Origin of the sequence: Thermococcus pacificus (assembly GCF_002214485.1) — an archaeon.
GTDB lineage: Archaea > Methanobacteriota_B > Thermococci > Thermococcales > Thermococcaceae > Thermococcus > Thermococcus pacificus.
This window is the reverse complement of the sequence record NZ_CP015102.1, coordinates 1220735-1244041: the sequence shown is the minus strand read 5'-3', so window position 1 is coordinate 1244041 and position 23307 is coordinate 1220735. Positions and strand designations below refer to the sequence as shown.

At 54.5% G+C, this 23307-nt stretch carries 24 protein-coding genes; 13 read left to right on the top strand and 11 right to left on the bottom strand.

Going from position 1 to position 23307, the window contains the following annotated elements; all coding sequences use genetic code 11:
* Positions 1–71 precede the first annotated feature (71 nt).
* The 6 genes from A3L08_RS06960 to bgaS are packed head-to-tail and all read left to right on the top strand — an operon-like array spanning position 72 to position 7103.
* Positions 72–1907: an ABC transporter substrate-binding protein gene (locus A3L08_RS06960; RefSeq protein ID WP_232461696.1), complete on the top strand. Its 1836-nt coding sequence runs from the start codon at positions 72–74 to the stop codon at positions 1905–1907.
* A 25-nt stretch (positions 1908–1932) separates the two neighbouring features.
* Positions 1933–2940: an ABC transporter permease gene (locus A3L08_RS06955; protein ID WP_088854329.1), complete on the top strand. Its 1008-nt coding sequence runs from the start codon at positions 1933–1935 to the stop codon at positions 2938–2940.
* A gap of 9 nt (positions 2941–2949) precedes the next feature.
* Entirely contained in the window at positions 2950–3798 is an 849-nt protein-coding gene (locus tag A3L08_RS06950) for an ABC transporter permease (protein WP_088854328.1), read from the top strand.
* 4 nt (positions 3799–3802) lie between these two features.
* Entirely contained in the window at positions 3803–4825 is a 1023-nt protein-coding gene (locus A3L08_RS06945; protein ID WP_232461695.1) for an ABC transporter ATP-binding protein, read from the top strand.
* A complete protein-coding gene (locus A3L08_RS06940) occupies positions 4818–5636 on the top strand; it encodes an ABC transporter ATP-binding protein (RefSeq protein ID WP_088854326.1) in 819 nt (272 codons plus the stop codon). Before A3L08_RS06945 ends, A3L08_RS06940 begins: the two co-directional genes overlap by 8 nt.
* A gap of 3 nt (positions 5637–5639) precedes the next feature.
* Positions 5640–7103, top strand: coding sequence for a beta-galactosidase BgaS (gene bgaS / locus A3L08_RS06935; protein ID WP_088854325.1), 1464 nt, complete (start codon positions 5640–5642; stop codon positions 7101–7103).
* Here the strand turns inward: bgaS and A3L08_RS06930 are convergent.
* Entirely contained in the window at positions 7080–7307 is a 228-nt protein-coding gene (locus A3L08_RS06930; RefSeq protein ID WP_088854324.1) for a hypothetical protein, read from the bottom strand. The genes bgaS and A3L08_RS06930 overlap by 24 nt on opposite strands.
* 555 nt (positions 7308–7862) lie before the next feature.
* On the opposite strand from A3L08_RS06930, the gene A3L08_RS06925 reads away from it, so the two are divergent.
* Positions 7863–8051, top strand: coding sequence for a hypothetical protein (locus tag A3L08_RS06925; protein ID WP_088854910.1), 189 nt, complete (start codon positions 7863–7865; stop codon positions 8049–8051).
* Positions 8026–9306: a sodium:solute symporter family protein gene (locus tag A3L08_RS06920; protein ID WP_232461694.1), complete on the top strand. Its 1281-nt coding sequence runs from the start codon at positions 8026–8028 to the stop codon at positions 9304–9306. The genes A3L08_RS06925 and A3L08_RS06920 overlap by 26 nt, the downstream gene beginning before the upstream one ends.
* On the opposite strand, the gene A3L08_RS06915 is transcribed toward A3L08_RS06920, so the two are convergent.
* Genes A3L08_RS06915 through thiC form a run of 4 tightly spaced genes read right to left on the bottom strand, consistent with a single transcriptional unit; the run spans position 9307 to position 12768 of the window.
* Positions 9307–9900 carry an IMP cyclohydrolase gene (locus tag A3L08_RS06915; protein ID WP_088854322.1) on the bottom strand — a complete coding sequence of 198 codons (594 nt, stop codon included), beginning with the start codon at positions 9898–9900 and terminating at the stop codon, positions 9307–9309.
* Positions 9864–10829: a formate--phosphoribosylaminoimidazolecarboxamide ligase gene (locus tag A3L08_RS06910; protein WP_088854321.1), complete on the bottom strand. Its 966-nt coding sequence runs from the start codon at positions 10827–10829 to the stop codon at positions 9864–9866. The genes A3L08_RS06915 and A3L08_RS06910 overlap by 37 nt, the downstream gene beginning before the upstream one ends.
* Complete coding sequence (locus tag A3L08_RS06905) at positions 10826–11485, bottom strand: phosphoribosylaminoimidazolesuccinocarboxamide synthase (RefSeq protein ID WP_088854320.1); 660 nt, start codon at positions 11483–11485, stop codon at positions 10826–10828. Before A3L08_RS06905 ends, A3L08_RS06910 begins: the two co-directional genes overlap by 4 nt.
* On the bottom strand, positions 11482–12768 hold the full coding sequence (gene thiC / locus A3L08_RS06900) for a phosphomethylpyrimidine synthase ThiC (protein ID WP_088854319.1): 1287 nt from the start codon (positions 12766–12768) through the stop codon (positions 11482–11484). The genes A3L08_RS06905 and thiC overlap by 4 nt, the downstream gene beginning before the upstream one ends.
* 94 nt (positions 12769–12862) lie before the next feature.
* On the opposite strand from thiC, the gene A3L08_RS06895 reads away from it, so the two are divergent.
* Entirely contained in the window at positions 12863–13618 is a 756-nt protein-coding gene (locus A3L08_RS06895; protein WP_088854318.1) for a sulfide-dependent adenosine diphosphate thiazole synthase, read from the top strand.
* A 4-nt stretch (positions 13619–13622) separates the two neighbouring features.
* Positions 13623–14909: a bifunctional hydroxymethylpyrimidine kinase/phosphomethylpyrimidine kinase gene (gene thiD / locus A3L08_RS06890; protein WP_088854317.1), complete on the top strand. Its 1287-nt coding sequence runs from the start codon at positions 13623–13625 to the stop codon at positions 14907–14909.
* Here thiD and A3L08_RS06885 read toward each other — a convergent pair.
* From A3L08_RS06885 to A3L08_RS06870, 5 genes are all read right to left on the bottom strand, one after another.
* Complete coding sequence (locus A3L08_RS06885; protein WP_088854316.1) at positions 14887–16014, bottom strand: hypothetical protein; 1128 nt, start codon at positions 16012–16014, stop codon at positions 14887–14889. The two genes, thiD and A3L08_RS06885, sit on opposite strands and share 23 nt — an antisense overlap.
* Positions 15986–16612, bottom strand: a complete 627-nt coding sequence (locus A3L08_RS06880) for a hypothetical protein (protein WP_157721594.1) — start codon at positions 16610–16612, stop codon at positions 15986–15988. Before A3L08_RS06880 ends, A3L08_RS06885 begins: the two co-directional genes overlap by 29 nt.
* 25 nt (positions 16613–16637) lie before the next feature.
* Entirely contained in the window at positions 16638–16838 is a 201-nt protein-coding gene (locus tag A3L08_RS10140; protein ID WP_232461693.1) for a heparan-alpha-glucosaminide N-acetyltransferase domain-containing protein, read from the bottom strand.
* Between the two features lie 190 nt (positions 16839–17028).
* Positions 17029–17631 carry a CPBP family archaeomyxosortase MrtA gene (mrtA, locus tag A3L08_RS06875; protein WP_088854314.1) on the bottom strand — a complete coding sequence of 201 codons (603 nt, stop codon included), beginning with the start codon at positions 17629–17631 and terminating at the stop codon, positions 17029–17031.
* Positions 17632–17664: 33 nt separating this feature from the next.
* Positions 17665–18744 (bottom strand): FKBP-type peptidyl-prolyl cis-trans isomerase, encoded by a 1080-nt coding sequence (locus tag A3L08_RS06870; RefSeq protein WP_232461692.1) that lies wholly within the window; start codon positions 18742–18744, stop codon positions 17665–17667.
* Between the two features lie 145 nt (positions 18745–18889).
* Here A3L08_RS06870 and cysS point away from each other — a divergent pair, with 145 nt between their 5' ends.
* The 3 genes from cysS to A3L08_RS06855 all read left to right on the top strand — a co-directional run bounded on the left by cysS (position 18890) and on the right by A3L08_RS06855 (position 21405).
* On the top strand, positions 18890–20320 hold the full coding sequence (gene cysS / locus A3L08_RS06865) for a cysteine--tRNA ligase (protein ID WP_088854312.1): 1431 nt from the start codon (positions 18890–18892) through the stop codon (positions 20318–20320).
* Between the two features lie 89 nt (positions 20321–20409).
* The gene (locus tag A3L08_RS06860; protein ID WP_088854311.1) at positions 20410–21057 is read left to right on the top strand and encodes a phosphoribosyltransferase; all 648 of its coding nucleotides are present in this window, start codon (positions 20410–20412) and stop codon (positions 21055–21057) included.
* Between the two features lie 12 nt (positions 21058–21069).
* Complete coding sequence (locus A3L08_RS06855; RefSeq protein ID WP_088854310.1) at positions 21070–21405, top strand: hypothetical protein; 336 nt, start codon at positions 21070–21072, stop codon at positions 21403–21405.
* On the opposite strand, the gene A3L08_RS06850 is transcribed toward A3L08_RS06855, so the two are convergent.
* Positions 21384–23225 (bottom strand): DUF4932 domain-containing protein, encoded by a 1842-nt coding sequence (locus A3L08_RS06850; protein WP_088854309.1) that lies wholly within the window; start codon positions 23223–23225, stop codon positions 21384–21386. The genes A3L08_RS06855 and A3L08_RS06850 overlap by 22 nt on opposite strands.
* Positions 23226–23307 lie beyond the last annotated feature (82 nt).

The following is a 23307-nucleotide window of genomic DNA, read 5'->3' as shown; positions in this document are numbered from 1 at the left end:
GGAGCCCGGCATCAACGTGGAACCTCTTTTCACCTTCCCAGACCTGGGGAACATACACCAGCGGAGGCTTCATGTACCTTCCACTATTCCAGTATATAGCCGGTCTGAACGTCTGGGTGCCGATTATAGGAGAAAGCTTTGAGCTTGTAAACGAGACCACTCTCATAATCCATCTGCGCCCAGAGGCCAAGTGGAGTGACGGAGAACCAATAACCGCGGAGGATGTAGTGTATACTTTCGAGCTTTCGAAGGAAGTTGGTTCCGGACCCGCGGCTGGTTCCGAGCCTTATATCGGGGACGTTAAGGCAATTGACCCACACACGGTTCAGTTTACAATAGGTCCTGAGAACAACCTCCCAATGTTCCTCCTCTATGCACTCCAGTTTGCCCCCGCTCCAAAGCACATAATCGAACAGGTTCATCAAAAAGTCGGAAACCAGATCATAGAGTGGAGGAACTGTGGTGGAACCTGTGACGATGTAATCTCTACTGACAGCGGGGACGTAACCATAAACGTTCCACAGGTGGTTTCTGGACCGTATAAGCTCTACTACTTCGACGAGCTCAGAATTGTTTACGAGAGGATAGACGACTGGTGGGGCAAGGACATCTTTGGCCTGCCAAGCCCAAAATACGTAGTTCACAGAATCTACCTGAGCAACGAACAGGCGTTGCTGGATCTCAGACAGGGAAACGTTGACTGGTCGGGTATATTTATCCCCAACGTTGGCAACTTTAAGGATATAGGAACATTCTACAAGGGCAAGCCCTATTTCAGGCCGGGAGCATTTGTCGTGCTTTACTTCAACCACAGGGAGCCGGTTCTCCAGGATCCCAATTTAAGAAAAGCTATTGCCTATGCAATAAACTACCAGGAAGTCCTCACAAAGGCATTCTATGACTACTCCCCACAACCCTCAATGTCACTGGTGTTTACGGTATTCCCCCACTACAGAACGTGGCTTAACACCACACTTGCCCAGGAGTACTTGGGGAACCCCGAGGGGAAGATGCCCTATGACCCAGAGCGTGCCAAGCAGATTCTTGCTCAGGCAGGATACAAAGATGTCGATGGAGATGGCTTCTTAGAGACCCCAAGCGGTGAGAAGATCGAGCTGAACATAATAATCCCGACTGGATGGACCGACTGGATGATAGCCGCAGACCTGATAGCCCACAACCTCCAGGAGATTGGACTGAACGTGGTGGCAAACCCCGTTGACTATGGCCAGTACTGGGGCATGATAAACGGCGCCGGATATACCCTTGCTCTGGGATGGACAAACTCACCGTCGTTCTACCACCCGTGGGACACGTACAGGTACGTCCTTGACCCGAGGCTCACACCCCCAACCGCAAACTGGGGCTTCTACAACAACTCCAAGGCCCTGGAACTTCTTGTTGAGGCAGCAAAGGCAAAGTCTTCCGAGGAGCTGATGAAGTACTACACTGAGATTCAGAAGCTCATATACGAGGATGTGCCAGTCATCCCAATTGCCTATTCAGTCCAGTGGTATGCTTACAGTGAGAAGTACTGGACTGGATGGCCCAACCAGGACAACCCCTGGTGGACGGAGGTGGCACCGTACAGGGAGTACTCCCTACCATTATGGCTACTCTTTGGACTCTCAAAGAAGGGAGAGCCCGTTAGCCCGCCGCAGTGGGCAAAGCCCAAGGACGAAGGAGGCATATTGATACCAAACAAGGAAGTTCTCTCCCAGCTCAGTGGAGCTTTCGTGCCCGAAGTCAACATAACCGAAACCTTCACAACTTCTTCAACCTCAGAAACTGAGACTCAGCCACAACCACAGGCACCAGCGAGCAGCTCAAGATTCATTGTTGGAATTTTGGGAATCGTAATAGCCGTTGTAGTCATTGTAATAGGAGCCAGAAAGCTGTCTAAGTGATAAATACCGGGGCAGGTGGTGAGGAATGCGACCAATATACAAATACCTCCTCATTAAACTTTCTTTTTTACTTGCTACCTACTTTGTGGCCGTCACAATAGCATTTGTCCTTCCCAGAATAGCACCGGGCAATCCAGTGCAGCAAATTGTGGCTGGACTTTCCCAGGGTTCGCTCTCTCCGGAGTTGCTGGACCAGTACCAAAAAAGACTTGTGGAGGAATTTGGATTAAACAAACCCCTCTACGTTCAATATTTGGAGTTCCTTAAAAATGCATTCTCAGGAGATCTTGGAACCTCCATCTCCTCTTACAGGCAACCGGTGACACAGCTGATAGCATGGCACCTTCCATGGACTCTGCTTCTCCTTGTGCCGGCTACTCTGGTTGCATGGACAATAGGAAATTACCTGGGTGCAAGGGCCGCGTACAGGAGAGGCACTCTCTTCGAGAAGACCGTTGTCTCAACGGGCATAATACTCTCCCAGATCCCCTACTACTGGATGGCGATGGTGCTCATATACGTCTTTGCAATTAAACTGGGTTGGCTCCCCTCCGGTTCGGCATATGATCCGACTTTAGCTCCTTCCCTCAACTGGGAGTTTATAAAAAGCTATCTGCGTCACTATATACTCCCCTTCCTTTCCATAGCCCTGGTTAGCACGGGCGGATGGATAATAGGAATGAGAGTCTTAGCGGCAATGGAGCTTGGGTCAACCTATGTCAAATTCTCCGAAATGCTCAATGTCGATGGCGAGATTATATTTAGGTATGTCCTCAGAAACTCCCTACTTCCGCAAGTGACAGGAATAGCTATTCAGCTGGGAACCGTCATGGCCGGACAGATAATCACGGAGCAGCTTTTCAACTACCAGGGAATGGGCATTTTACTCGCCAGAGCTCTCGGATCCAGGGATTATCCCATGATACAGGGAATATTCCTGATTCTCATTGGAACACTGCTCCTTGCCAACTTCATAGTCGAGTTCATCTACGTGCTGATAGACCCGAGAATACGCCTGGGGGCTAGGGAGTGAGGTGAGAACATGAACAAGGAAATATTTTATGTGCTCTTCAGGAACAAAAGGTTCGTGATAGGCTTCAGTATACTGGTATTCGAGATTTTACTGTCACTATTCGGGGCCTACCTCTATCCAGTTGACCCCTTTAGCCCCGCAGGGCCTCCGGCGTCTCCTCCAAACAGTTACTACCTCCTTGGAACGGACCAATTTGGTAGGGACATCCTTGCTCAGGTGGTAGTTGGCATTAGGAATTCCCTTTATGTGGGAGTACTGACTGGAATCTTTTCCATTGCCATAGGCCTTACAATAGGAACAATAGCGGGGATAAAAGGAGGACTCATAGATGAAAGTCTGATGGCATTCACCAACGTCGTCCTCACAATACCCAACGTGTTGCTGGCCATTATCATAGCCACCTACATGGGTCTTGAAAATGCGGGACTAACCCTTGTGGCAGTTATAATCTCCTTAACAGCCTGGCCATGGTTTGCAAGGGCAATAAGAGCGCAGTTCCTGAGCCTTAGGGAGAGGGACTTTGTGCATTTCTCCAGGATGACAGGATACGGAGACCTCAAGATAGCAGTTTTTGACCTGCTCCCCTACGTCACCACGTATACCCTAGTGTCGTTTGTGAATTTTATGAACATAGGAATAAACGCGGAAGTTGGCTTAAGCATACTGGGACTGACGCCAATACACATAATGACCCTCGGAAAAATGCTCTACTTCGCTGCAGTGACTCAATCATACTTCCTGGGCCACTGGTGGGTCTTCATACCTCCAGGAATTCTGCTCGTTGCGCTATCAACCTCCCTGCTTCTGATAGCCACCGGAATAGAGCAGGTGTTCAACCCAAGATTAAGGGAGATGTAAGGTGATGGCAATGAACAAAAGAATGGTGTTGGAAAATCTAAGGGCGTACTACCGACAGCTAAAGGGAACCACCGAGTATCTTGTAAAGGCGGTTGATGGCGTTAACCTGGAAATCTATGAGGGCGATATCTTGGGCTTAGTTGGTGAGAGCGGATGTGGAAAATCCACCCTCGCAAAAACCATGATGATGGACCTTACTCCTCCCCTGCAGTACATGGGAGGAAAACTACAGATTATAAGCAGGGATGGGACCGTATTCGACATAACCCAGTTTAAAAGTAAAGACCAAGTCAAGAGAACTTTATGGGGAAAGCACATAGCGTATGTTCCTCAGGATGCTTTGAACGCCCTTATGCCAACGATAAAAATTAAGAAAATAGCCTATGATGTCCTGAGGTCCAACGAGAGCGGCATTACCTTCCAAGAGGCTGTTAAAAAGGCAAAAGAAAGGCTAACCGAACTGGATCTCCCCGATTACGTGACCGAGCTTTACCCCTTCCAGCTAAGTGGAGGAATGAGGCAGAGGGCAGTGCTGGCTATGGCAACACTACTGAACCCCGAGATTTTGATAGTGGACGAGCCGACCTCGGCACTTGATGTGACGACGCAGAAAATAGTTCTGAAGTCTCTACTCAAGCTGAGGAAACTTGAACTCGTTGACAGCATAGTTTTCATAACTCACGATATATCCACGGTGAGGCAGATAGCAAACCGCATAGCCGTTATGTACGCCGGAAAAATCGTGGAGGCTGGGCCAACAGAATCAATCATCAAGGAGCCCCTTCACCCATATACCAAGGCCCTCATCGAGGCTGTGGCATCAATAGAACCGGAAGGGAGAGAAAAAGGCCTTTCTTACATTCCAGGACAGCCACCCAACTTAATAAATCCCCCGACAGGGTGCAGGTTCTATCCAAGATGCCCCTATGCCATGGAGGTTTGTAGAAAAGAGGAACCTGAGTTGGTAAAGATTGGTGAGACTCAGGTAGCCTGCTGGCTGTACAAAGGGGGTAGGGAAAATGTCTAAAGAAATGCTCGTCTGTGACCATGTCACCAAAATCTTCACTTCCGGTTTCATAAAAAAGATTGAGGTCAAAGCTGTTGATGACGTGTCCTTCACCGTGAGGGAGGGAGAGATAATATCACTAATAGGACAGAGCGGTTCAGGAAAAACGACCCTAGGAAAGATTATCCTCAGACTGATACCCCCTACTTCTGGAAGAGTGCTCTTCTACGGCAAGGACATATGGAAGGACATAAAAACAAAGGAAGAACGAAAAGAATACTGGAGACAGGTGCATGCAGTCTTTCAAAACCCCATGGGGAGTTTCAATGAGTTCTACAGGATAGACAGAGTTCTTGACCAGGCTTTAGAGCTTATAGGCGCTGACCCTAAATCAGAAGAGGGGATGCTATTAAAGGAAGAATCCCTAAAGGCAGTGGGCCTGAACCCCGATGAACTCCTGGGAAAATATCCCCACCAGCTTTCAGGAGGACAGCTCCAGAGAGTAATGATTGCGAGGAGCTGGATACTGAGACCCAAGCTCCTGATAGCGGACGAGGCAGTGTCAATGCTCGATGTCTCAACGAGGGGCAAGATAGTGGAAATTTTCAAGGAGCTCAGAAATAAGCTGGGAAGCTCCATCATTTTTATATCGCATGACATAGGCCTGTCTTACTTCATCTCGGACAGGATTTTCATAATGTACAAGGGGAAAATAATCGAAGAAGGGACTCCCCAGGAAGTAATTGACAACCCGAAGCACGAGTACACAAAAACCCTGGTGGAGAGTGTTCCGACGATATACAGAAAATGGGAGGACTTCCTGGAGGTGTGAAGAATGTATAAGTTTCCTAAAGATTTTCTCTTTGGATATTCCTGGTCCGGGTTCCAGTTTGAGATGGGACTCCCCGGGAGCGAGGTTCCAAACAGCGACTGGTGGGTATGGGTTCATGACATTGAAAACATAGCAACGGGTCTCGTTAGTGGGGACCTGCCGGAGAACGGGCCCGCTTACTGGGATCTCTATAAGAAAGACCACGATATAGCGGAAAGCCTCGGGATGGACGCGATTAGGGGAGGAATAGAGTGGGCGAGAATCTTCCCCAAGCCAACGTTTGACGTGAAAGCCCGCGTTGAGAAGGATGAAGAGGGCAACATAGTCTCGGTGGAAGTCCCTGAAAGTTCAATTAAGGAACTCGAAAAAATAGCCGACATGAAGGCCCTCGAGCACTACCGTGAGATCTACGCGGACTGGAAAGAGAGAGGAAAGACATTCATACTCAACCTCTACCACTGGCCATTGCCCCTGTGGCTCCATGATCCTCTTAAGGTAAGAAAACTCGGACCCGATAGAGCTCCAGCAGGATGGCTTGACGATAAGAGTGTTGTTGAGTTCGCCAAGTTTGCGGCATTCGTTGCATACCACCTCGATGACCTCGTTGACAGCTGGAGCACGATGAACGAGCCAAACGTCGTGTATCAGAACGGCTACACAAGGCCGACCAGTGGTTTTCCACCGGGATATCTGAGCTTTGAGGCCGAAAGAAAGGCAAAGATGAACCTCATCCAGGCCCATGCCCGGGCCTACGATGTTATCAAAGAGTACTCTGACAAAGATGTGGGGATAATATACGCATACACATGGCCCGACCCGCTCAGGGAAGAGGTCGAAGATGAAGTGCGGGCGATAAGGGAGAGGGAACTCTACAGCTTCGTTGATGCCGTCCACTTTGGGAAAGCCGCCGACATCGAAGAAAGGGACGACCTCCAGGGAAAGGTGGACTGGCTCGGCGTGAACTACTACTCAAGGCTGGCCTTTGACAGGGTGAACGGTCACGTCCTCCCTGTGTCGGGTTATGGATTCTCCGGAGAGAGGGGTGGCTACGCCAGGTCCGGAAGGGCCTGCAGCGACTTCGGGTGGGAGATTTACCCCGAAGGCCTTGAAAAGCTCCTTAAGGACCTTGCAAAAAGATACGGCCTCCCCATGATGATAACAGAGAATGGCATAGCCGATGCCGCTGACAGGTACCGCTCCCACTACCTTGTAAGCCACCTCAGGGCCGTTTACGAGGCCATGAAAGAGGGCGCCGATGTGAGGGGCTACCTCCACTGGTCGCTAACCGATAACTATGAATGGGCCCAGGGCTTCAGGATGAGGTTTGGGCTCGTATACGTGGATATGGGGACCAAGAAACGCTATTTACGTCCAAGTGCTCTTGTTTTCAGAGAAATAGCGACCAGAAAAGAGATTCCGGAAGAACTTGAGCACCTTTCCAGCTTAGACTTCCTCGTGAGGAGGTAGTCCAGCCATCTCTTCTCTTATCTTTCTCCGGATTTTTATCGCCGTCCCCACAATCCCCACCAGTGTTAGGAAAAATGTCGCCAGGGCGGCCTTGAAAGTCACTGTCCCGGTCTCTTCCCTCAATACTACAAGGGCAAACAGGCTCAGCACGAAAAACCAGGTCAGGAAAAAGAGCAGTTGTCTGTATTTATCAAATCCGTCCATAACTCTCCCCCGCAAGAGTTTAAGCATGGGAATATTAAACTTTCGATGTGTAGAGTGGTTGGGAAACAATTAAGGTCTGTCTGACTTTTTCCCTACCGTGAACGATGAGAATTCGGGCTTAACTCCTTCGCCAAAGGTGGAGATGTTGGGGGTAATCCTCACCACCCTCTTTGGAAGGGGTTCGGAGAACCCCTCTGGTCGGGGTTCTGAGCCAGTTACTCCTACCTCCCGACAATGCAGGGGGTCGAGATTATCGTTTTAACTGCCTTCATCAAAATATTTAAGGCACCGAGTAAGTCCGCTTTAACCACAAGCCCCTCCACGGAACACTTAAACCTTACGAAGGACATATACGAGCTCTACACGAAGGAATGCACCGGAATACCTTTCCCGCAACTGAACGTCCACGTGGAGGGGGATGTCAGCACCAGGGTATTTGCCATAGTGACAGATAACTGGAGGATCTTCTTATTTTTTTGCCACTTTTCCAATGATTTTGTGGAAAGATTTATATTCGCTTCCACATTCTTCCGGCGACACTCCGAGGTGTCGAAGATGGACGTGATGTGGACGACGATAGCGGTTTACATGGGAGCAATGCTAGCAGTTTCAGCATACGCGCGGAAGTACATCAAGACCTCGGCCGACTTCCTCCTTGCCGGAAGGAGGCTGGGACTTGGACTTACCGTAGGTACTCTGGCAGCCACCCACTACGGTGGTGGCTTTCATCCTGGGCGGAGCTAGCTGGGGAGCAACGTACGGGTTAGGTGGTATTTGGTACGGCTTCGCCTGCGGTCTCGGGCTTCTGGTCCTTGGACTGACGCTCGCGCGGCCAATGCGCGTTCTGGCCCGCTATACTGTCCCCGAAGTCCTTGAGATGCGTTACAAAAGCAAGGCGATCCGCCTGCTTGCGGCCGGCCTGTCCCTGCTCGCGCTCGTGGGCATTCTTGGGGCACAGGTCTGGGCGGCCTCGGCGGTGTTCGAGGCGATAGGCCTTCCGGGGACGGCTGGAGCTGTCTTCGCGACGCTCGTCTTCATAGCATACACTGCCCTCTCTGGACTGTGGGCTGTGGCGTTAACGGACTTTATCCAGATTATAATAGGGAGCATCGGAATATTCGTGGCGGTGGTCCTTGGCCTGGTCAAGGTTGGGGGTATCTCCGGCCTCAAGACGGCCCTGGACGGCATGAGCGGACTCCCGCAGCCTCCAAGCGAATACTTCAGCCTGACCTCGCTCGGCCTGTCACTGCTGGCGCTGACCCTGATAGCAACGGTCATGTACACCCTCATCGGCCAGGACTTCTACCAGAGGCTCTTCGCGGCGAAGGACGAGAGGACAGCCAGGAAGGGAGCGGTGTACGCGGGAGTACTGCTAATGGCGCTCTCGGTGCTGCCGGCCCTCGCGGGAATGCTGGCGGTGGCACTTTCGGGCAACCCCGAGGCGGTGATAGACTCGCCGAAGATCGCCGTCCCGATGCTGGTCATCTCGGTCTTCGATGGCACCGTGGGAGCGATATTCGTGGCGGCTGTACTTGCGGCCATCATGAGCACCGCCGATTCCCTGCTCTCCGCTGCGACCTCGCACATCGTTAAAGACTTCTACGAGGGAATCGTGGGGGAGAAGAGCGACGAGAAAAAGCTATTGAGGCTCTCGGTGCTCACCACGGTAGCGGTGGGACTCCTCTCCCTCGGGGCGGCGCTGGCGATCCAGGGCATAGTCGAGCTGCTCATCTACTCCTACGACGTCTACACCTCCGGGGTCTTCGTCCCCCTGGTGCTGGGCCTCTACTGGAAGAGGGCTACCAAGGAGGGGGCTCTGGCGGGGATGGTCGCCGGGTCGCTTGTGGCCATTTTAGGGGCCGCGGGAGTCCTGAACTTCCCGTACTGGGAGTACATCTACGTGAGCGGCGCACTGGTCTCGGCAATAGTCATGGTAATAGTCAGCGTCCTGACTGAAGTCGAGGAGATCGATGAGGAGCTTAAAGCGGCCTTCGGCTGATCAAGAGGCCGCTTCGATCTCCCACCCATCTTTCTTTTCTGCAATCCCTATTGAGATTATCTTGTGCTCAAAAGGAAGCTTAAGGATCTCTGTGGCGAGTTCTCTGGCAGAGCTGAAGTTGCTCAGACCGATTTTGATGAAGCCATCCACGTTGTATGTTGCCGTAACTAAGGCTTTGCCTTCCCTCAGCTCAAGCTCCCTCACCCAGAAGCCGTCCCTTCCGACGAAGCCGAGCCAGCCCCGCTCGCTCCCGCGCTCTACAACTCCGGCTATCCTCGGCGTGTTGTGGTCATCTCTCTCGTAGTCCATCGCGTCGAGAACGTGGATCAAAGCCTTCCTCGGCTTCTCCCATTCAAGGGCCTGGAAGATGAAGTCAGTGTGGAGGCCGTTGGTAACCACCGCGTACCTCTCGTTTACCCTAACCACTGGATAGCTCACGTAGGGGTTGTCCGTCTCGGTCTGGTTGATGATGTAGGCTGCATTTCCCCGAATCACGGCCTTCCTGTTCGGGAAGGAACGGGAGCAGAGGAGGTAGAAGGCGAAGGGCTTCCCGTTCATCAGGCCAATCCCGAGCGTCCTGCCTGTGTAGGCCAAGTTACCACCTCCTCAAGCCTCTCCTCCTCAAGGGCGAGCTTTATCTCCCGCGCTATCCTCCTTCCAGCGCTCATTGGCTCATCCCAGTAGAGCCGCCCGTACCAGTGGAGGGCGTTGCTCCCGCCGTCTATCCGCGAGGCGAAGCCGATGGCCTTGAACTCCCCGTCGTAGGCGAAGTGCAGGGCGAAAGGCCCGATTATCCCGGGCGGTTCAAGCTTTCTCATAGCCTCGACGAAGGCCAGGCCGTAGTCGTAGAGCCTCGGGAGGAGCGACTCCCTGAGGGCAACGCCAACGTTGCCAGCTATCGTGTAGGGAAGCGGTTTAACCGGCCAGCGAGCGTTTCCGTCCGCTATAACTACCCGCTCGTCCACGCCGAGGAGTTCGAGCCTATCCAAGATCGGCGAGTAGAAGAAGTGGACGTAGAGGTAAACGCCAGGAATAAAGCGCTCGACCCGGTAGTTCCCCTCAACTCTCTTCAGCCTTTCCTCAATCTCATCCCCACGGACGATGAAGTGCCCGCTGCCGCCCCTCGGCCCCTCAAGGCGGACGAAGTAGAGCTCATCTGACCTGATGTCCTCAGGCTCCACCACCTCAACGCGCGGTATCCCTGCCTTATCGAGGGCCCTGTCCTGCAGTTCAAAGGTCGTCTCCCACTTGAGGAAGCGCCTGTTGCCGAAGAACCTTACTTTTGCTTTTTCTATCGCCTCAAGGCCGAGGTAGGCAACGAAGGAGCCGTGCGGGACCACTATCCCCTCGTCGTTGAGTATCGCGTCCATGTTTTCGGTGACGACGAGCTCGTCGGCGAGCCTCGTCGAGGCGTAGAAGGCCTTTCTCCCGGGCTTCACGTAGAGCCTCGTCTTAAGGCCCTCGTCTTTAGCTCCAAGGAGAATCTGAAGGGAGGAGTGAGAAGCTATCGTTGAGATTATCATCCGACCACCTCCAGAAGCTCTTCCCGGGTTAGAATCCTCCCGTCTTTTGCAACGCGCATCGTGTCCCCGCTCAGCTCGTCTATAACCAGAAGCTCCCCGTTTAGTCTTCCAAACTCAAGCTTGAAGTCAACCAGCTGGAGGCCCTTCGATGCGAGGAATCCCCTGAGAATTTCGGCCACCTTCACCGTCGTTCTCTTCATCTCCTCGACCTCTTCCCTGCTCGCGATTCCGAGGGAACTTATAGCGTCTTCAGCTATCACTGGGTCGTCGAGGCGGTCGTCCTTCAGTGTGAACTCGACTATTCTTAGCCACTGAAAGGGCCTTACCCACCCATTGTATCTCCTCAGGAAGCTCCCGTAGGCCAGCTCCCGGTAGATCACCTCAAGCGGAATCCTCTCGGCCTTCAGGAGGCGGGCCTTCCTCCCGTCAATCCTCTCGACGAAGTGAGTCTTTACGCCGTTCTTTTCGAGCAGTTTGAAGAAGAACTCGGTTTGATCCAAAACGACGCTCCCCTTCCCGGCCTTTTCGCCAACAACCTCGTTGCCCCCGCTGTCCTCCTCGCCGTTCCTGCCGAGGACGGTGTCCTTGAAGTGAAAGATAAGATAAGGGCCGTCCTCGTAGACGTCCTTGGTCTTGCCGGAGTAGAGGAGCCTCATTCCTTCCCACCCGCGAGCATGTCGTTGATTATCTTTATCGCGCAGAGGTCGCCGCACATCGAGCAGGCCTCTGTCTTGGTCGGCCTCTCATTCCTTATCTCGATGAACCGCTCTTTGTCCTGGCTCAGCTCGAACTGCTCGGCCCAGTTGAGCCTTCCCCTCGCCAGGCTCATGAGGTAGTCTTTCCTGAAGTCGGCCTCGAAGCGGGTTAGGTTTACCGCGTGGGCCGCTATCTTCGCCGCTATGACGCCCTGGCGGACGTGCTCGACATCGGGAAGGCCGAGGTGTTCGGCCGGCGTTACGTAGCAGAGAAAATCCGCGCCGTTCAGGGCGGCTATTGCACCGCCTATGGCCGCGCTTATGTGGTCATAACCTGGAAAGATGTCCGTCACTATCGGCCCGAGGACGTAGAAGGGCGCGTTGTCCGTCGCCACCTTTGCCAGTTTCACCTGGGCCGCTATCTGGTCTATCGGCACATGCCCTGGCCCCTCGACCATCGTCTGAACGCCCGCTTCCCTCGCCCTCCTCACGAGCCTCCCGAGGGTGTAAAGTTCGGCTATCTGAAGCTCGTCGCCTGCATCTGGCAGTCCGCCGGGCCTCAGGCCATCGCCCAGGCTGAGGACAACGTCGTATTCCTTTGCAAGCTCGAGCAAATAGTCATAGTCCCTGTAGAACGGGTTCTCCTCTCCCCAGTGGAGTATCCAGGCCGCCAAAAACGTCCCGCCACGAGATACCATGCCGACTACTCTCTTTGTCCTCTTCATCTTCTCAACGACTTCCTTGGTGACGCCGACGTGGATCGTCGTGTAGTCAACGCCGTCCCTGAAGTGCTTCTCAACGGCCTTCCACATGTCGTCCTCGCTCATCTCGATGATGGCCTTTCCCTTAGCGAGCATCTCCTCCGCCGCCTGATAGATTGGGACAGTCCCTATCGGCACGTCAACGGCGTGCATTATGGTTTTTCTGATCTCGTCTAGGTCCCCGCCGGTGGAGAGGTCCATTATGGTGTCGGCGCCGTACTTAACTGCTACTTTGGCCTTCTCTATCTCGGCCTTGACGTCCACTATATCCCTCGACGTGCCTATGTTCGCGTTCACCTTGACCCTAACGACGTTGCCGACGGCGACGGGCTTAACCCAGTCGTGCCTCACGTTTCTGAATATGACGGTGTGGCCCTTCGCTATGCTCTTCCTGAGCTTTTCAGGGCTTATTCCTTCCCTTTCCGCGACGAACTTCATCTCTTCGGTTATCTCTCCCCTCTTCGCGGCTTCGAGCTGCGTCATGCCTATCACCCGGTTTTAAAACCCGTTTATAACAAAGTTTTTAAATCTCAAAACTCAGTTTTGAACGCGGCTTAAAAGGTTTTGGGTGGTGGCGATGCTGAAGGATGTGGAGATAAGCAGGGCAATAGTTGAGGCCTACTTCAACGACCTCCTTGAGAACCTCTCTTTGGATGTTGCCATAGTGGGAGCGGGCCCCTCCGGGATGGTCGCCGGCTATTATCTGGCCAAGAACGGGGCGAAGGTGGCCATCTTCGAGAAGAAGCTCTCCATCGGCGGCGGCATCTGGGGGGGAGCTATGGGCTTCAACAGGATAGTCGTCCAGGAGGAAGCTAAGGAAATCCTCGACGAGTTCGGGATAAGATACAGGCCCTTCAAAAACGGCCTCTACGTTGCCGACGCCATAGAAACGGCAACGACCCTCGCGAGCAGGGCGGTAAAGGCGGGAGTTAAGGTATTCAACATGATCGAGGTCGAGGATTTGGTTGTCAAGGAGAACCGCGTCGCTGGAATCGTCATCAACTGGACGCCTGTCAAGATGACGGGTCTTCACGTCGACCCCCTCACGGTCGAGGCCAAGTTCGTGGTGGACTCGACAGGCCACGGGGCACAGATAAGCCAGCACCTCCTCAAGCGCGGGCTCATTGAGAAGATCCCCGGTGAGGGGCCGATGTGGGCCGAGAAGGGCGAGGAGCTGACGGTAAAGCACACGGGGGAGGTGTTCCCCGGCCTCTACGTAACCGGAATGGCGGCGAACGCTTTAGCTGGAGCGCCGAGGATGGGGCCGATATTCGGCGGGATGTTCCTGAGCGGCAGAAAAGCGGCCCTCGAAATCCTTCAAAAGCTGGGGTGATGTGATGGCCGTTTTGATCGTAGCGGGCCTCGACACAGGAGGAGGTGCGGGCTTAAAGGCCGATATCGAGACTGTCTCCGCCTTAGGGGAGCACCCCCTCCCCGTTCTTACCTCCGTCACCTACCAGAACCCCTCGGAAGTGAGAGGTTATCACACCCTCCCGCCGGAGGTCGTGAGGGAGCAGATACGGGCAGTCAGGGGGAGCTTCAAAATCGGGGCCGTCAAAATCGGAATGCTCGGAAGCAGAGAGATTGCCGAGGCAGTAAAGCAGGAGACGGAGGGCCTAACGAGGGTTCTTGACCCGGTCATGGAATCAAGCACAGGAGCAAAGCTCGTGGACTCAGTTGAGTCCGTCAAGGTCCTCATCCTGGGTTCAATAGTAACTCCAAACGTCCCCGAGGCGGAAGCACTGAGCGGCCTAAAAATCCGCTCGATAGAGGAAATGAAAGAGGCGGCAAAAGTAATCGCCGAAGAACTGGGGGCAGAAGCGGTGGTCATTAAGGGCGGACATTTAAGCTACACCGACGTCCTCTACTGGAAAGGCAAGCTTTACGAGTTCCCCGGCGAGAGAGTGGAAGGCTTCACCCACGGGACAGGCTGTGTCTTTTCCTCTGCTCTGGCGGTGTTCCTCGCTAAAGGGTTTGAGCTTCCAGAGACCGTTGAGAGGGCAAAGCGCTTCGTCGAAGGCTCGATAAGGTTCTCGAAGGCTGAGGCCAGAGCGGTGAATCCCCTCTGGGAGCTTGAGAGGGACGCCCACCGCTGGAGAGCTAAGGGAGAGCTTGAGGAAGCCGTTAAAGAACTCATGGAGCTCGGAGAAAAGCTGAACCCGCACGTTCCGGAGGTGGGGACGAACTTCGCCTTAGCGACGCCTTTCAGCGAGGTCTTTGCCGTAAAGGGCAGGATAGTCCGATACGGTGGAACGATTAAGCCCGTCGGCCCGGTTGAGTTCAACGCCAGCGACCACCTTAGGAGGGCTTTGCTCAAGATGCGCGAGTTTTATCCAGAAGTTAGGGCCGTCCTGAACCTCCGCTATTCAGAAGAACTCGTTGAGAAGGCTAAAAAGCTCGGCCTCGTCGTTTCCTTCTACGACAGGAGGGAGGAGCCGGAGGACGTGAAGAGGGCCGAGAAGGGCACGATGGAGTGGGGCATCGAGAGCGCTGTGAAGAGGGTTGGAAAGAGGCCCGATTTAATCTACCACCTCGGCGATTGGGGCAAGGAGCCGATGGTTTTGATCTTCGGGAGGAGCGCAATGGAGGTCGTTGAGCGGGTCAGGGCCCTCTCCAGTCGATGAAAGTTCTCACATGCCTGGGGGCCATCTTCTTTATTTCTTCAGCCAGATCGGGCCGTTCGAAGTAAACTTTGAGGAGGACCTCTCCCTTGCGCCACCGGTTTTCGATCTTCTCGGCCATTTTTAGAGCGGCCTCGTGGAGTCCGGAGTCGATGAGTGCCACTGCGGCGGAGTGGTACGCCAAGTCGTCCCCGAGTTCTCTGGCCAGTTTGATCCCGCTACCGTAGAGTCCTCCCCAAGTAATTCTGTACACGAGATGCGCCAGAGCTCTCTCCCTGTGACCTGCCGGAAGGCGGCGGTAAAATTCCTCCACCACGTTGAAGGGCACGTCGGAACCTATCTCAAAGACCGCCGTGAGGAAGTGGTTTGGATTCTTGAGGGTCGAGATCACCTCCAAGGCCCCAGCAACGTTGCCCTTTAAGAGGAGCATGGAGGCGAGTCGCGAGATTTCCTCCACCTCCCAGGGGGCGTAGGCAGGCGGTAACGAGTCAATGTCAACTGGGTAAGCGTCGAGCAGAAGGCGCAGCAGGGCCTTAGCCCGGCCGAGGGCACGGGGATAGTTGGAGTAGCCGAAGCGGAGAAGGGTTTCCCTCATTGCCTCCATGTCCCTGACCGCCATCGCGATGAACCTGACCGTGCCGTCGAGCCACTCGTCGACGGGAATGACGTCGTAAATCCACTGGTGGGGGCCATACCACTCAAGCGAGAGGACGTGGATTCTTTCACCATCCAGGACGAGGTGGAGGTCTATGAAGGGATCGTAGGAACCAAGGCTGAGAACGGGGTGTTCCTCCAAGAACGGCCGGAGGTTCCCGTCGGTGAGGGCATCGAGGTAGGGTGAAGCCTCAACGCGCCCCGTCCGGAGTTTGACCGGCCTGATGGCCCTCCTCACTCCAAGGATGGAGAAATTAAACGCCGCCAGCTCCTCGATAGCCCTTAGAATTCCGCAGTCGGCGGAGAATATGGGAACATCTCTGGCGATGACGAGGTAGTCTCTGTCTTCCAGGACGTATGAGCGGTAATACTCAACGTCTCCCGTCGCAGAAAGCTCCCTCAGGTTGTTGAGGAGGGTTTCCCTGTCAGTCCCGAACTTCCAGTTTACCTCCATGGTCGATCACCTTGAAGAGCAGCCTGATCGGGGCCGTGTTGTGCAGGAACTCCCTTTCCAGCCTAGCGGAGGAGTACCTCTCCCAGAGTTCTTTCATCTGCCACGTGAGTGAACCCAGAAGGAAGTCCACCACCTTGTCCCTCACTTCGTTTAGGGGGACCTCCCTTTGGTCATCGTCCCCAGTGGCCACCAGAGAGTCACCCTTCACCGCGAAGGAAGTCCATCTTCCAGTGCCAAACCCGTGTACGAGCATGCCGCCCCTGATCCTGCCTGAGAGTTTCACACCTGTGATGCGGGCTATTTCCTGCGCCTCTCGAAACCGCCCATCGATCCACGCTATGAGGCAGAGCAGGCCCTCCAGAAAACCAAGGTAATCGGCCCTACCACCTGCAACAAGCCACCTCCCGAGGGAGAACTCGACCTCCGCCTTCGGCCTGGCGCATTCCCTTATCCTGTAGTTTAATCCGGGTGAAAAGAGCTTTCCAACAAAGTCACTCTCGTTCCGAGTCGCCTCGTCCACAAGGGCCTCCAGCGCGGCCTTCCGTATGCACTCTTCAAGATTGTCCTCATCCAGCATTGCCCTAATTTTCACTTCCATACGATTTGAAGTTGAAATTAACTTTTTAAGCTTTCCGGTTAAACTGACAGTCCGGGGAGCACCCATAGAAAAGCCTCAGCAGCCCCACGAGTACCGGCTGGTGAATGAGGTATATCAGCAGGGTATACCTGCCCGCGAAGGCTACGAAGTGGAGGAGGCCGCTGGTTGACAGCTCTATCCCGCGTTTCCTTCTCCCGTCGGGCAGAAGAGGGGCCCCAGCCGCCATTTCTAAGAGGTAGACGCCGAACCCGGGGGTATAGGGAAGTGGTCCGGCGCGAAGTAATGGGTGGGGGTTATTCCTATGGGCAGGAGGAACAGTCCGTCGTGGAGGTTCTCCACGGGAAGTAGCCGAGGAGAGCACAGGTCCATCACAAAGTTCGAGACGACCATCATAGGAACCCCAATAGGGCTTTCGGTTAAAAGATGACGCAGAGGACGTCAAAGAGAACGGAGCCGAGCCAGTGGAGGAGGAAGCTGGGCAGGAAGCTCTCACCCTTCAAATCCATCTTGGCGAAGATTATACCTGCCACAAAGGAGTAGGGCACCTCGATGCCGGGCTTTCCAATATGGGCGAGGGCGTAGGGAACGTCTTGGGCAAGGATGGCCAGCCACTCGTTCTTTTTCGCCAGCGGAAAGAGGAGCATACCGCGAAAGAAGGCCTCGTGGGCGAACATGATGGCCCCAACCGCGAGCTCCTTGACGAAGAAGTCACCCCATCCGGAGTACTCAAATATCGGGTAGTAGTCCTTCATCTCGGGCACGGTCGTGCCGTAGAGACTCAGAGGTATCGTGGCGATGAACAGAATCAGCGCCCACCTGTAGCTGGGGCCCTTTCCAATCTGAACCCCAAGTTCGTCCCTCCTGAAGCCCATAACCCTCCCGACCAGCAACGGAACCGCGAAGTAGAACAGCAGATTGTAGAGCGCCCAGCGAAAGACTCCGCCGTCGCTGTACCTGACGACGAGAATCAGCGGGAGCAGGATGAAGTAAAGGATGTAGGGGTTCCGCCTGAGCTCCATGTAGAAAAGTTGGGGAGGAGGGATAAAAGCTTTTCACTCCTCCTTGGGCTCTTCCTTCTTCTCAGATGCCTTGGTCTTCTTCTTGCTGGTGGTCTTCCTGGTGGTGGTTCTCCTCGTCTTCCTGCCCTTGGTGGTCTTCTTCTTGCCGGTCGTCTTCTTGGTCTTCTCCTCAGTCTTCTCCTCGGTTACTTCTTTCTCCTCTTCCTTGGCCTCGGCAGCCTCGGCCTTCTCTTCTTCCTTGGTCTCTTCCTCGGCCGGCTTCTCCTCAGCAGGCTTCTCCTCTGTATCCTCAGCAGTGGCCTCTTTCTCCTCGGTTTCCTCCGCCTTCTCGACGAGAGGCTCGCTGACCTCCTCCTCAAGCTCCACGACCTCTTTGGACTCCTCTTCTTCCTCAGGTGGCTTGAGCAGCTCATCAACGCTCGGCTTGAAGGTTATCTCCTCGTAACCGAGGAACTTAAGGTCGCTCTCGAGGATTATCTCACCAAGGATGAGGGTGTTCTTGTCAACCTCGCCGAGAACGGGGGTGAAGTCAACTGTGACGTCATTCTCGCCGACCTCGATGATGACCTTCTCCCTGTCAACGTTCGGCATGCGGAGCTCCATGAGGGCCTTGACCTTCTCGATCGGGTCGTCTATCTTCTCGACTACCTCGACCTCGTAAACGAGGTGCTTGCCGGCGTAGGGGTGGTTGAAGTCGACCCTGACGCGGCCGCCGCTGACGGTGAGAACCCTTCCCCTGAGCTTCCTACCGCCCTCGGTTTCTATCTCAACGGGCATGCCAGGGAACGGGTAGATGCCCTGCCTCCTGAACTGGCCGAGCGTGAAGGTCTTTATGAGCTTGGGGTCGCGCTTGCCGAAGCCCTTCTCGGGGGGGACGATTATCTCGTACTTCTCCCCGACCTCAAGGCCCTCCAGCTGCTCATCGAGACCCTTGAGGACGTGGCCGGCTCCAACGGCTATAGGAACCGGGCCGTAGATGCCCTTCTCGTTGTAAATTCCAGCCTCCTTGGCGACCTCCTCGTAGGTGGTGTCGAATACCTCACCAGTCTCCTTGACCTTCCCGGTGTAGTGGAGCCTTATGACGTCTCCCCTCTGAACCTTCGTCATGATCATTACCTCCTTTAACTCCTGAGTGGCATTCAAGGCCACCGTTTTTAAGCTTTTGCCGGCACCATGGGAAGTTCCGGTACACAGACCTGACCAAAGCGAAGGCGATAACCTAATAAAACGCCGCCATAAAGTTCTCCCGGTGGTGGAGATGGCTATAAAGATATACAACACTCAGACGAGGCAGAAGGAAGAGTTCAGACCGCTCAGAGAGGGCGAGGTGAGAATGTACGTCTGCGGGCCGACGGTTTACGATTACACCCACATAGGCCACGCGAGAACATACATAGCATTCGATGTGGTTAGGCGCTACTTCGAGCACAAGGGATATACTGTCCTGATGGTCATGAACTTCACGGACATAGACGATAAAATCATCAAGAGGGCGAACGAGACCGGTGAAGACCCGAAGAAGCTCGCCGAGAAGTTTCTGCGCTACTTCCTGGAGGATATGGCGGCTTTAAAGGTCAAGCCGGCCGACATATATCCCCGTGTCACCGAACACATCGAGGACATCATAGACTTCATAAGAAAGCTCCAGGAGAAGGGCTACGCCTACGAGGGGAGCGACGGGGTTTACTTCGAGGTTCGCAAGTTCAAGGACTACGGCAAGCTGAGCAAGATAAAGCTGGAAGACCTCGTCAAGGGCGCAAGGGTTGAGCCTGGCGAGGGGAAGAAGAACCCCGAAGACTTTGCCCTCTGGAAGAAGGCGAAGCCGGGAGAACCCAAATGGGAAAGCCCCTGGGGCGAGGGAAGGCCCGGCTGGCACATAGAATGCTCCACGATGAGCACCAAATACCTCGGTGAGAGCTTCGACATCCACGGCGGCGGCAACGACCTCATCTTCCCGCACCACGAGAACGAGATTGCCCAAACTGAAGCCTGCACCGGCCACGAGTGGGTCCGCTACTGGATGCACACGGGCTTCCTCATGGTCAACGGCGAGAAGATGAGCAAGAGCCTCGGGAACTTCATAACCATTAGGGAGGCCCTGAAGCGCTACGACCCCGAGGTGATAAGGCTCTTCGTGCTCCAGAGGCACTACCGCTCGCCGCTTGACTACACGGAGGAGGGCATGGAGCACGCGAAGAACAACCTTGAGCGCCTGTACAACACCCTCGAGAACATTCGCGTGGCGATGGAGAGGGCAGAGATTTCCTTCCGCTGGGAGGAGCCGGAGTTTGAAGCCTACGAGGCGGTAAGGGAGGCAAGGAAAAAGTTCTACGAGGCGATGGACGATGACTTCAACACGGCCGAGGCTCTGAAGGCCGTCTTCGAGGCATCGAACGCGGTCAACCGCTATTTAACCCAGGTGGAGACGCCGAAGGAGAGCATCCTAAGGAAGGCCTGGGAGTTCTTCAAGGTTGTAAGCGAGGTCTTCGGAATCTTCGAGGACTACTTCAAGGAGCAGAAGGCCGGTGAGGAGGAGGAACTAATAAAGCTCCTCGTAGAGGTCCGCGCCCAGCTCAGGAAGGAGAGGAACTTCGCCCTGGCGGACAAGATAAGGGCCGAGCTGAGGGAGCTTGGAATTCAGCTCGAGGATACGCCTCAGGGCACGGTGTGGAAGAGAGTAAAGGTTTGATTTCTCCTTTACTTTTGCCAAATTTCAGTCAAAACCGGGAGCAAAACCCTTAAATATAACCCCCCGTCCGCTTAGTTAAGGGAAATCCAATGAAGAAGTTTCCGGCGTATCTGGCTTCTTGGGACGATATTGAGAGATGGGCCAAGGAAGGGGCTTGGAAGGTACTCGAGGACGGCTGGATTCCCGACGTTGTCGTTGGGCTCGCAAGGGGCGGCTGGGTCGCCGCGCGTTTGTACTGTGACTACCTCGGCGTTAAGGACCTCGTCAGCCTCAAGGTCGAGCACTGGGGCGTTACGGCAACGCCAGATGGAAAGGCGAAGCTCAAGTACGGAAGCAACTACGACCTGAGCGGCAAGAAGGTTCTCATCGTTGACGACATCAGCGACACCGGCGAGAGCCTGACCCTCGCGAAGAACTACGTCGAAAGCCAGAAACCGGCGGAGATAAGGGTCGCCACGCTTCTCACGATCAGGGGCTCGCGCTTCAAGCCCGACTACTACGGCGAGGAGATCGACTGGGCCTGGATAGTCTTCCCCTGGAACTTCGTCGAGGACATGATAAACCTAGTAAACAATCTCTTCGAGGAGAAGGACGCTTTAACCACCGATGAAATCGTCGACCTGTTCAAGGAGCTTCACAATATGGACGTTCCTAAAGGCAAGCTCGAAGAGGCACTCCGCATGGCTGAGCGCAGGAAGGTTTTTAAGTTCCGTGAGGGAGCCTGGCGCAAAGCCTGAGGGAGTGGGAGCTTGGACAGGGAGAAGAAAGTCGAGGAAATCAAGAGCCACAGCGTCTACGCGAACGAGATATATGAGATGCACAGCGACAGCATCAACGAGGTGCTCGATAAATACGAGGGCCTCAAGGAGAGCTATCTCAACGACCACTCTCGCGCGAGAATCGTCAGGATCGTCTTCAACGAGGACAACGGCCTTCCACTCGCGATAGAGTTCAACAGGAAGGACGACAGCTTCAAGGGCTTCACGATAGCCATTGGAAAGCCCCACATAAAGAGCAATGGTGACGGAAAAGGGGAAGAGGAAGCAGAGGGGAACGTGCCCCCTCAGGAAGATGCCAGCGGCTGAACGTAGAAGCCCACCTCAATCTTCTTATATTCTTTGGAGTATACCTCGTAGCTGCTCAGGTAGTATGTTGGGTTCGTGAAAAGCCGGGTCAGGTTTCTGTCAGTGCCTGCTATCCAGACGATGTAATTTTCGGGATTGTTGGGGTTCCTTACAGCCATTATTAGGCTGGCATCCTCGGCAATCCCAAAGTGGCCTCTGATGATGGTGGAGTTAAAGGCGCGCCTGTAAGGAGAGTCGTCGGCAAGGATGATGAAGTAATCAGGCTTCCACCCGTACCACCAGCTCTCGTTTCTCCAGATGACCCATTTCCCGTCCTCTCTAACGAACCCGAAGGGGAAGTCCTTCTGCATGTCAGCCGCGATAGAGTTGGCAACCGGGCCACCGACGAGGACGAGGTTCCCGCTGAGGTCTTCGTCAGTCACGCTCACGTCCGCCTTAACTTCAACGTCCACATTGGCGGGCCAGGAGGAGTAGAACTTCCTGAGGTTCTCAGCTATTATATCCGCCGTTTCCCTGTCGTAATCGGTTCCGCTTGGATCTGGATTCCGCGTCCCGTAAACGACGATGACCTTTCCGGCCTGGGCGCCCCTATCAAAGGCCCTCAGTGGGGTCACAGGAACTTCCATCTCGTACACCGTGCTGACGTTCTCCGGGGAAGCAAAGCGCTGGAGGCTTCCCAGCAACCTGGGAACGCAGGCCGAGAAGTCGTCAACCTCCCCTGCCTTGACCGAGAGGGCACAGTCCTGAACGCCGTAGAACAGTCTCTCAATCCAGAACTCGCCCCAGGCTTTCTGCATCTCCATCGCCAGGCGGGTGTAGTTCCCGTCAACGTGCGCAAGTGCAAAGTCCTCCCACGCATCGGCAAAGCCCTCGTAGAGCATCCCGTCCTCGCTCCAGAAATGCATGTCATATCTGGCCAGATAGGGCATGTCCTCCTCTATGGCTTCCTGGAGGTAGGTCAGGTTCTGAACGGCGGCGTAGCTGGCGTATAGAGCGGGCAAAGTCACATCGTGGCCGAGTTCATGGTAAATGAAGCCGAGGTAGAGGAGCTCGTTGAGGTACGTGCTATTTATGATATCCCTGTTGAGGGGCAGGCCGAACATGGTGTCCCTGGCAGTTCTGTAGCTCCAGAGCGTCCTTTGAGGGGTTCTTCTGACGAGCGGGAGCATGCCACCGGCGCCCCATATCTGGGTTCCGTTTATCACAGGATTAAAGCTGTGGCCGTGGACTGCCACTAAGAACGGGTGCTCAAAGCGGTACTGAACCCCGGAGAAGCCGGAATAGTCCTCCATGAACCCGTCTGGAGGGAGCATGTGGAGGGCGCCGGTGTAGATGGTTAGGTCTTCCGCATAGTGATCCTCGTGGGAGGAGTAGAACTTCATGAAGCCGGTCTTCCTGGCAAAGTCCCTCAGTGCAGGCAGGAACTCGTCCTCAAACCACGGGAAGTTCGGGGGGACGAGGGGTTCAATCTCCGGTGGCCCAGAGCAGAGCAGGAGGTAGTACTCGATGAGCATGAGCTGATAGTCCCGATCGGGGATTGAGGTACGCCCCCCAAGGTAGTCTCTGAGAATCTTTACGGCCGGGTGGTCTCTGTAGGGGCCAAACCAGGCCTCAACGTCGTCGAGGTAGCTCCCCCGGTCTATCACGAAGGGATCGTCCCTGCCAAATGCGAGGTAGTAAACCACGCCCAAAAGCTCCGCGTTCGGGTCTATCTCGGCCACAACTTCTGAGTCCGCACTGTGCTGAGCTACCCCGGCAACTTCCGCCGGCGGGAGGACGATGAAAAGCAGGGTGATTATCAACGCAAACAGTCGCTTCATGACGACGCCCCGTAGTATCTATGGAGGGGGGCTTATAAATTTTCCGACAGCTTTTAAAGCCCCAGTTCTCCAGTTATTAGGG

Coding starts and splice junctions, on each gene's coding strand:
- A3L08_RS06960 (WP_232461696.1), top strand. CDS start 72: ATGTACCTTCCACTATTCCAGTATATAGCCGGTCTGAACGTCTGGGTG.
- A3L08_RS06955 (WP_088854329.1), top strand. CDS start 1,933: ATGCGACCAATATACAAATACCTCCTCATTAAACTTTCTTTTTTACTT.
- A3L08_RS06950 (WP_088854328.1), top strand. CDS start 2,950: ATGAACAAGGAAATATTTTATGTGCTCTTCAGGAACAAAAGGTTCGTG.
- A3L08_RS06945 (WP_232461695.1), top strand. CDS start 3,803: ATGGCAATGAACAAAAGAATGGTGTTGGAAAATCTAAGGGCGTACTAC.
- A3L08_RS06940 (WP_088854326.1), top strand. CDS start 4,818: ATGTCTAAAGAAATGCTCGTCTGTGACCATGTCACCAAAATCTTCACT.
- bgaS (WP_088854325.1), top strand. CDS start 5,640: ATGTATAAGTTTCCTAAAGATTTTCTCTTTGGATATTCCTGGTCCGGG.
- A3L08_RS06930 (WP_088854324.1), bottom strand. CDS start 7,307: ATGGACGGATTTGATAAATACAGACAACTGCTCTTTTTCCTGACCTGG.
- A3L08_RS06925 (WP_088854910.1), top strand. CDS start 7,863: ATGGACGTGATGTGGACGACGATAGCGGTTTACATGGGAGCAATGCTA.
- A3L08_RS06910 (WP_088854321.1), bottom strand. CDS start 10,829: ATGATAATCTCAACGATAGCTTCTCACTCCTCCCTTCAGATTCTCCTT.
- A3L08_RS06905 (WP_088854320.1), bottom strand. CDS start 11,485: ATGAGGCTCCTCTACTCCGGCAAGACCAAGGACGTCTACGAGGACGGC.
- thiC (WP_088854319.1), bottom strand. CDS start 12,768: ATGACGCAGCTCGAAGCCGCGAAGAGGGGAGAGATAACCGAAGAGATG.
- A3L08_RS06895 (WP_088854318.1), top strand. CDS start 12,863: ATGCTGAAGGATGTGGAGATAAGCAGGGCAATAGTTGAGGCCTACTTC.
- thiD (WP_088854317.1), top strand. CDS start 13,623: ATGGCCGTTTTGATCGTAGCGGGCCTCGACACAGGAGGAGGTGCGGGC.
- A3L08_RS06885 (WP_088854316.1), bottom strand. CDS start 16,014: ATGGAGGTAAACTGGAAGTTCGGGACTGACAGGGAAACCCTCCTCAAC.
- A3L08_RS06880 (WP_157721594.1), bottom strand. CDS start 16,612: ATGGAAGTGAAAATTAGGGCAATGCTGGATGAGGACAATCTTGAAGAG.
- A3L08_RS10140 (WP_232461693.1), bottom strand. CDS start 16,838: ATGGCGGCTGGGGCCCCTCTTCTGCCCGACGGGAGAAGGAAACGCGGG.
- mrtA (WP_088854314.1), bottom strand. CDS start 17,631: ATGGAGCTCAGGCGGAACCCCTACATCCTTTACTTCATCCTGCTCCCG.
- A3L08_RS06870 (WP_232461692.1), bottom strand. CDS start 18,744: ATGATCATGACGAAGGTTCAGAGGGGAGACGTCATAAGGCTCCACTAC.
- cysS (WP_088854312.1), top strand. CDS start 18,890: ATGGCTATAAAGATATACAACACTCAGACGAGGCAGAAGGAAGAGTTC.
- A3L08_RS06860 (WP_088854311.1), top strand. CDS start 20,410: ATGAAGAAGTTTCCGGCGTATCTGGCTTCTTGGGACGATATTGAGAGA.
- A3L08_RS06850 (WP_088854309.1), bottom strand. CDS start 23,225: ATGAAGCGACTGTTTGCGTTGATAATCACCCTGCTTTTCATCGTCCTC.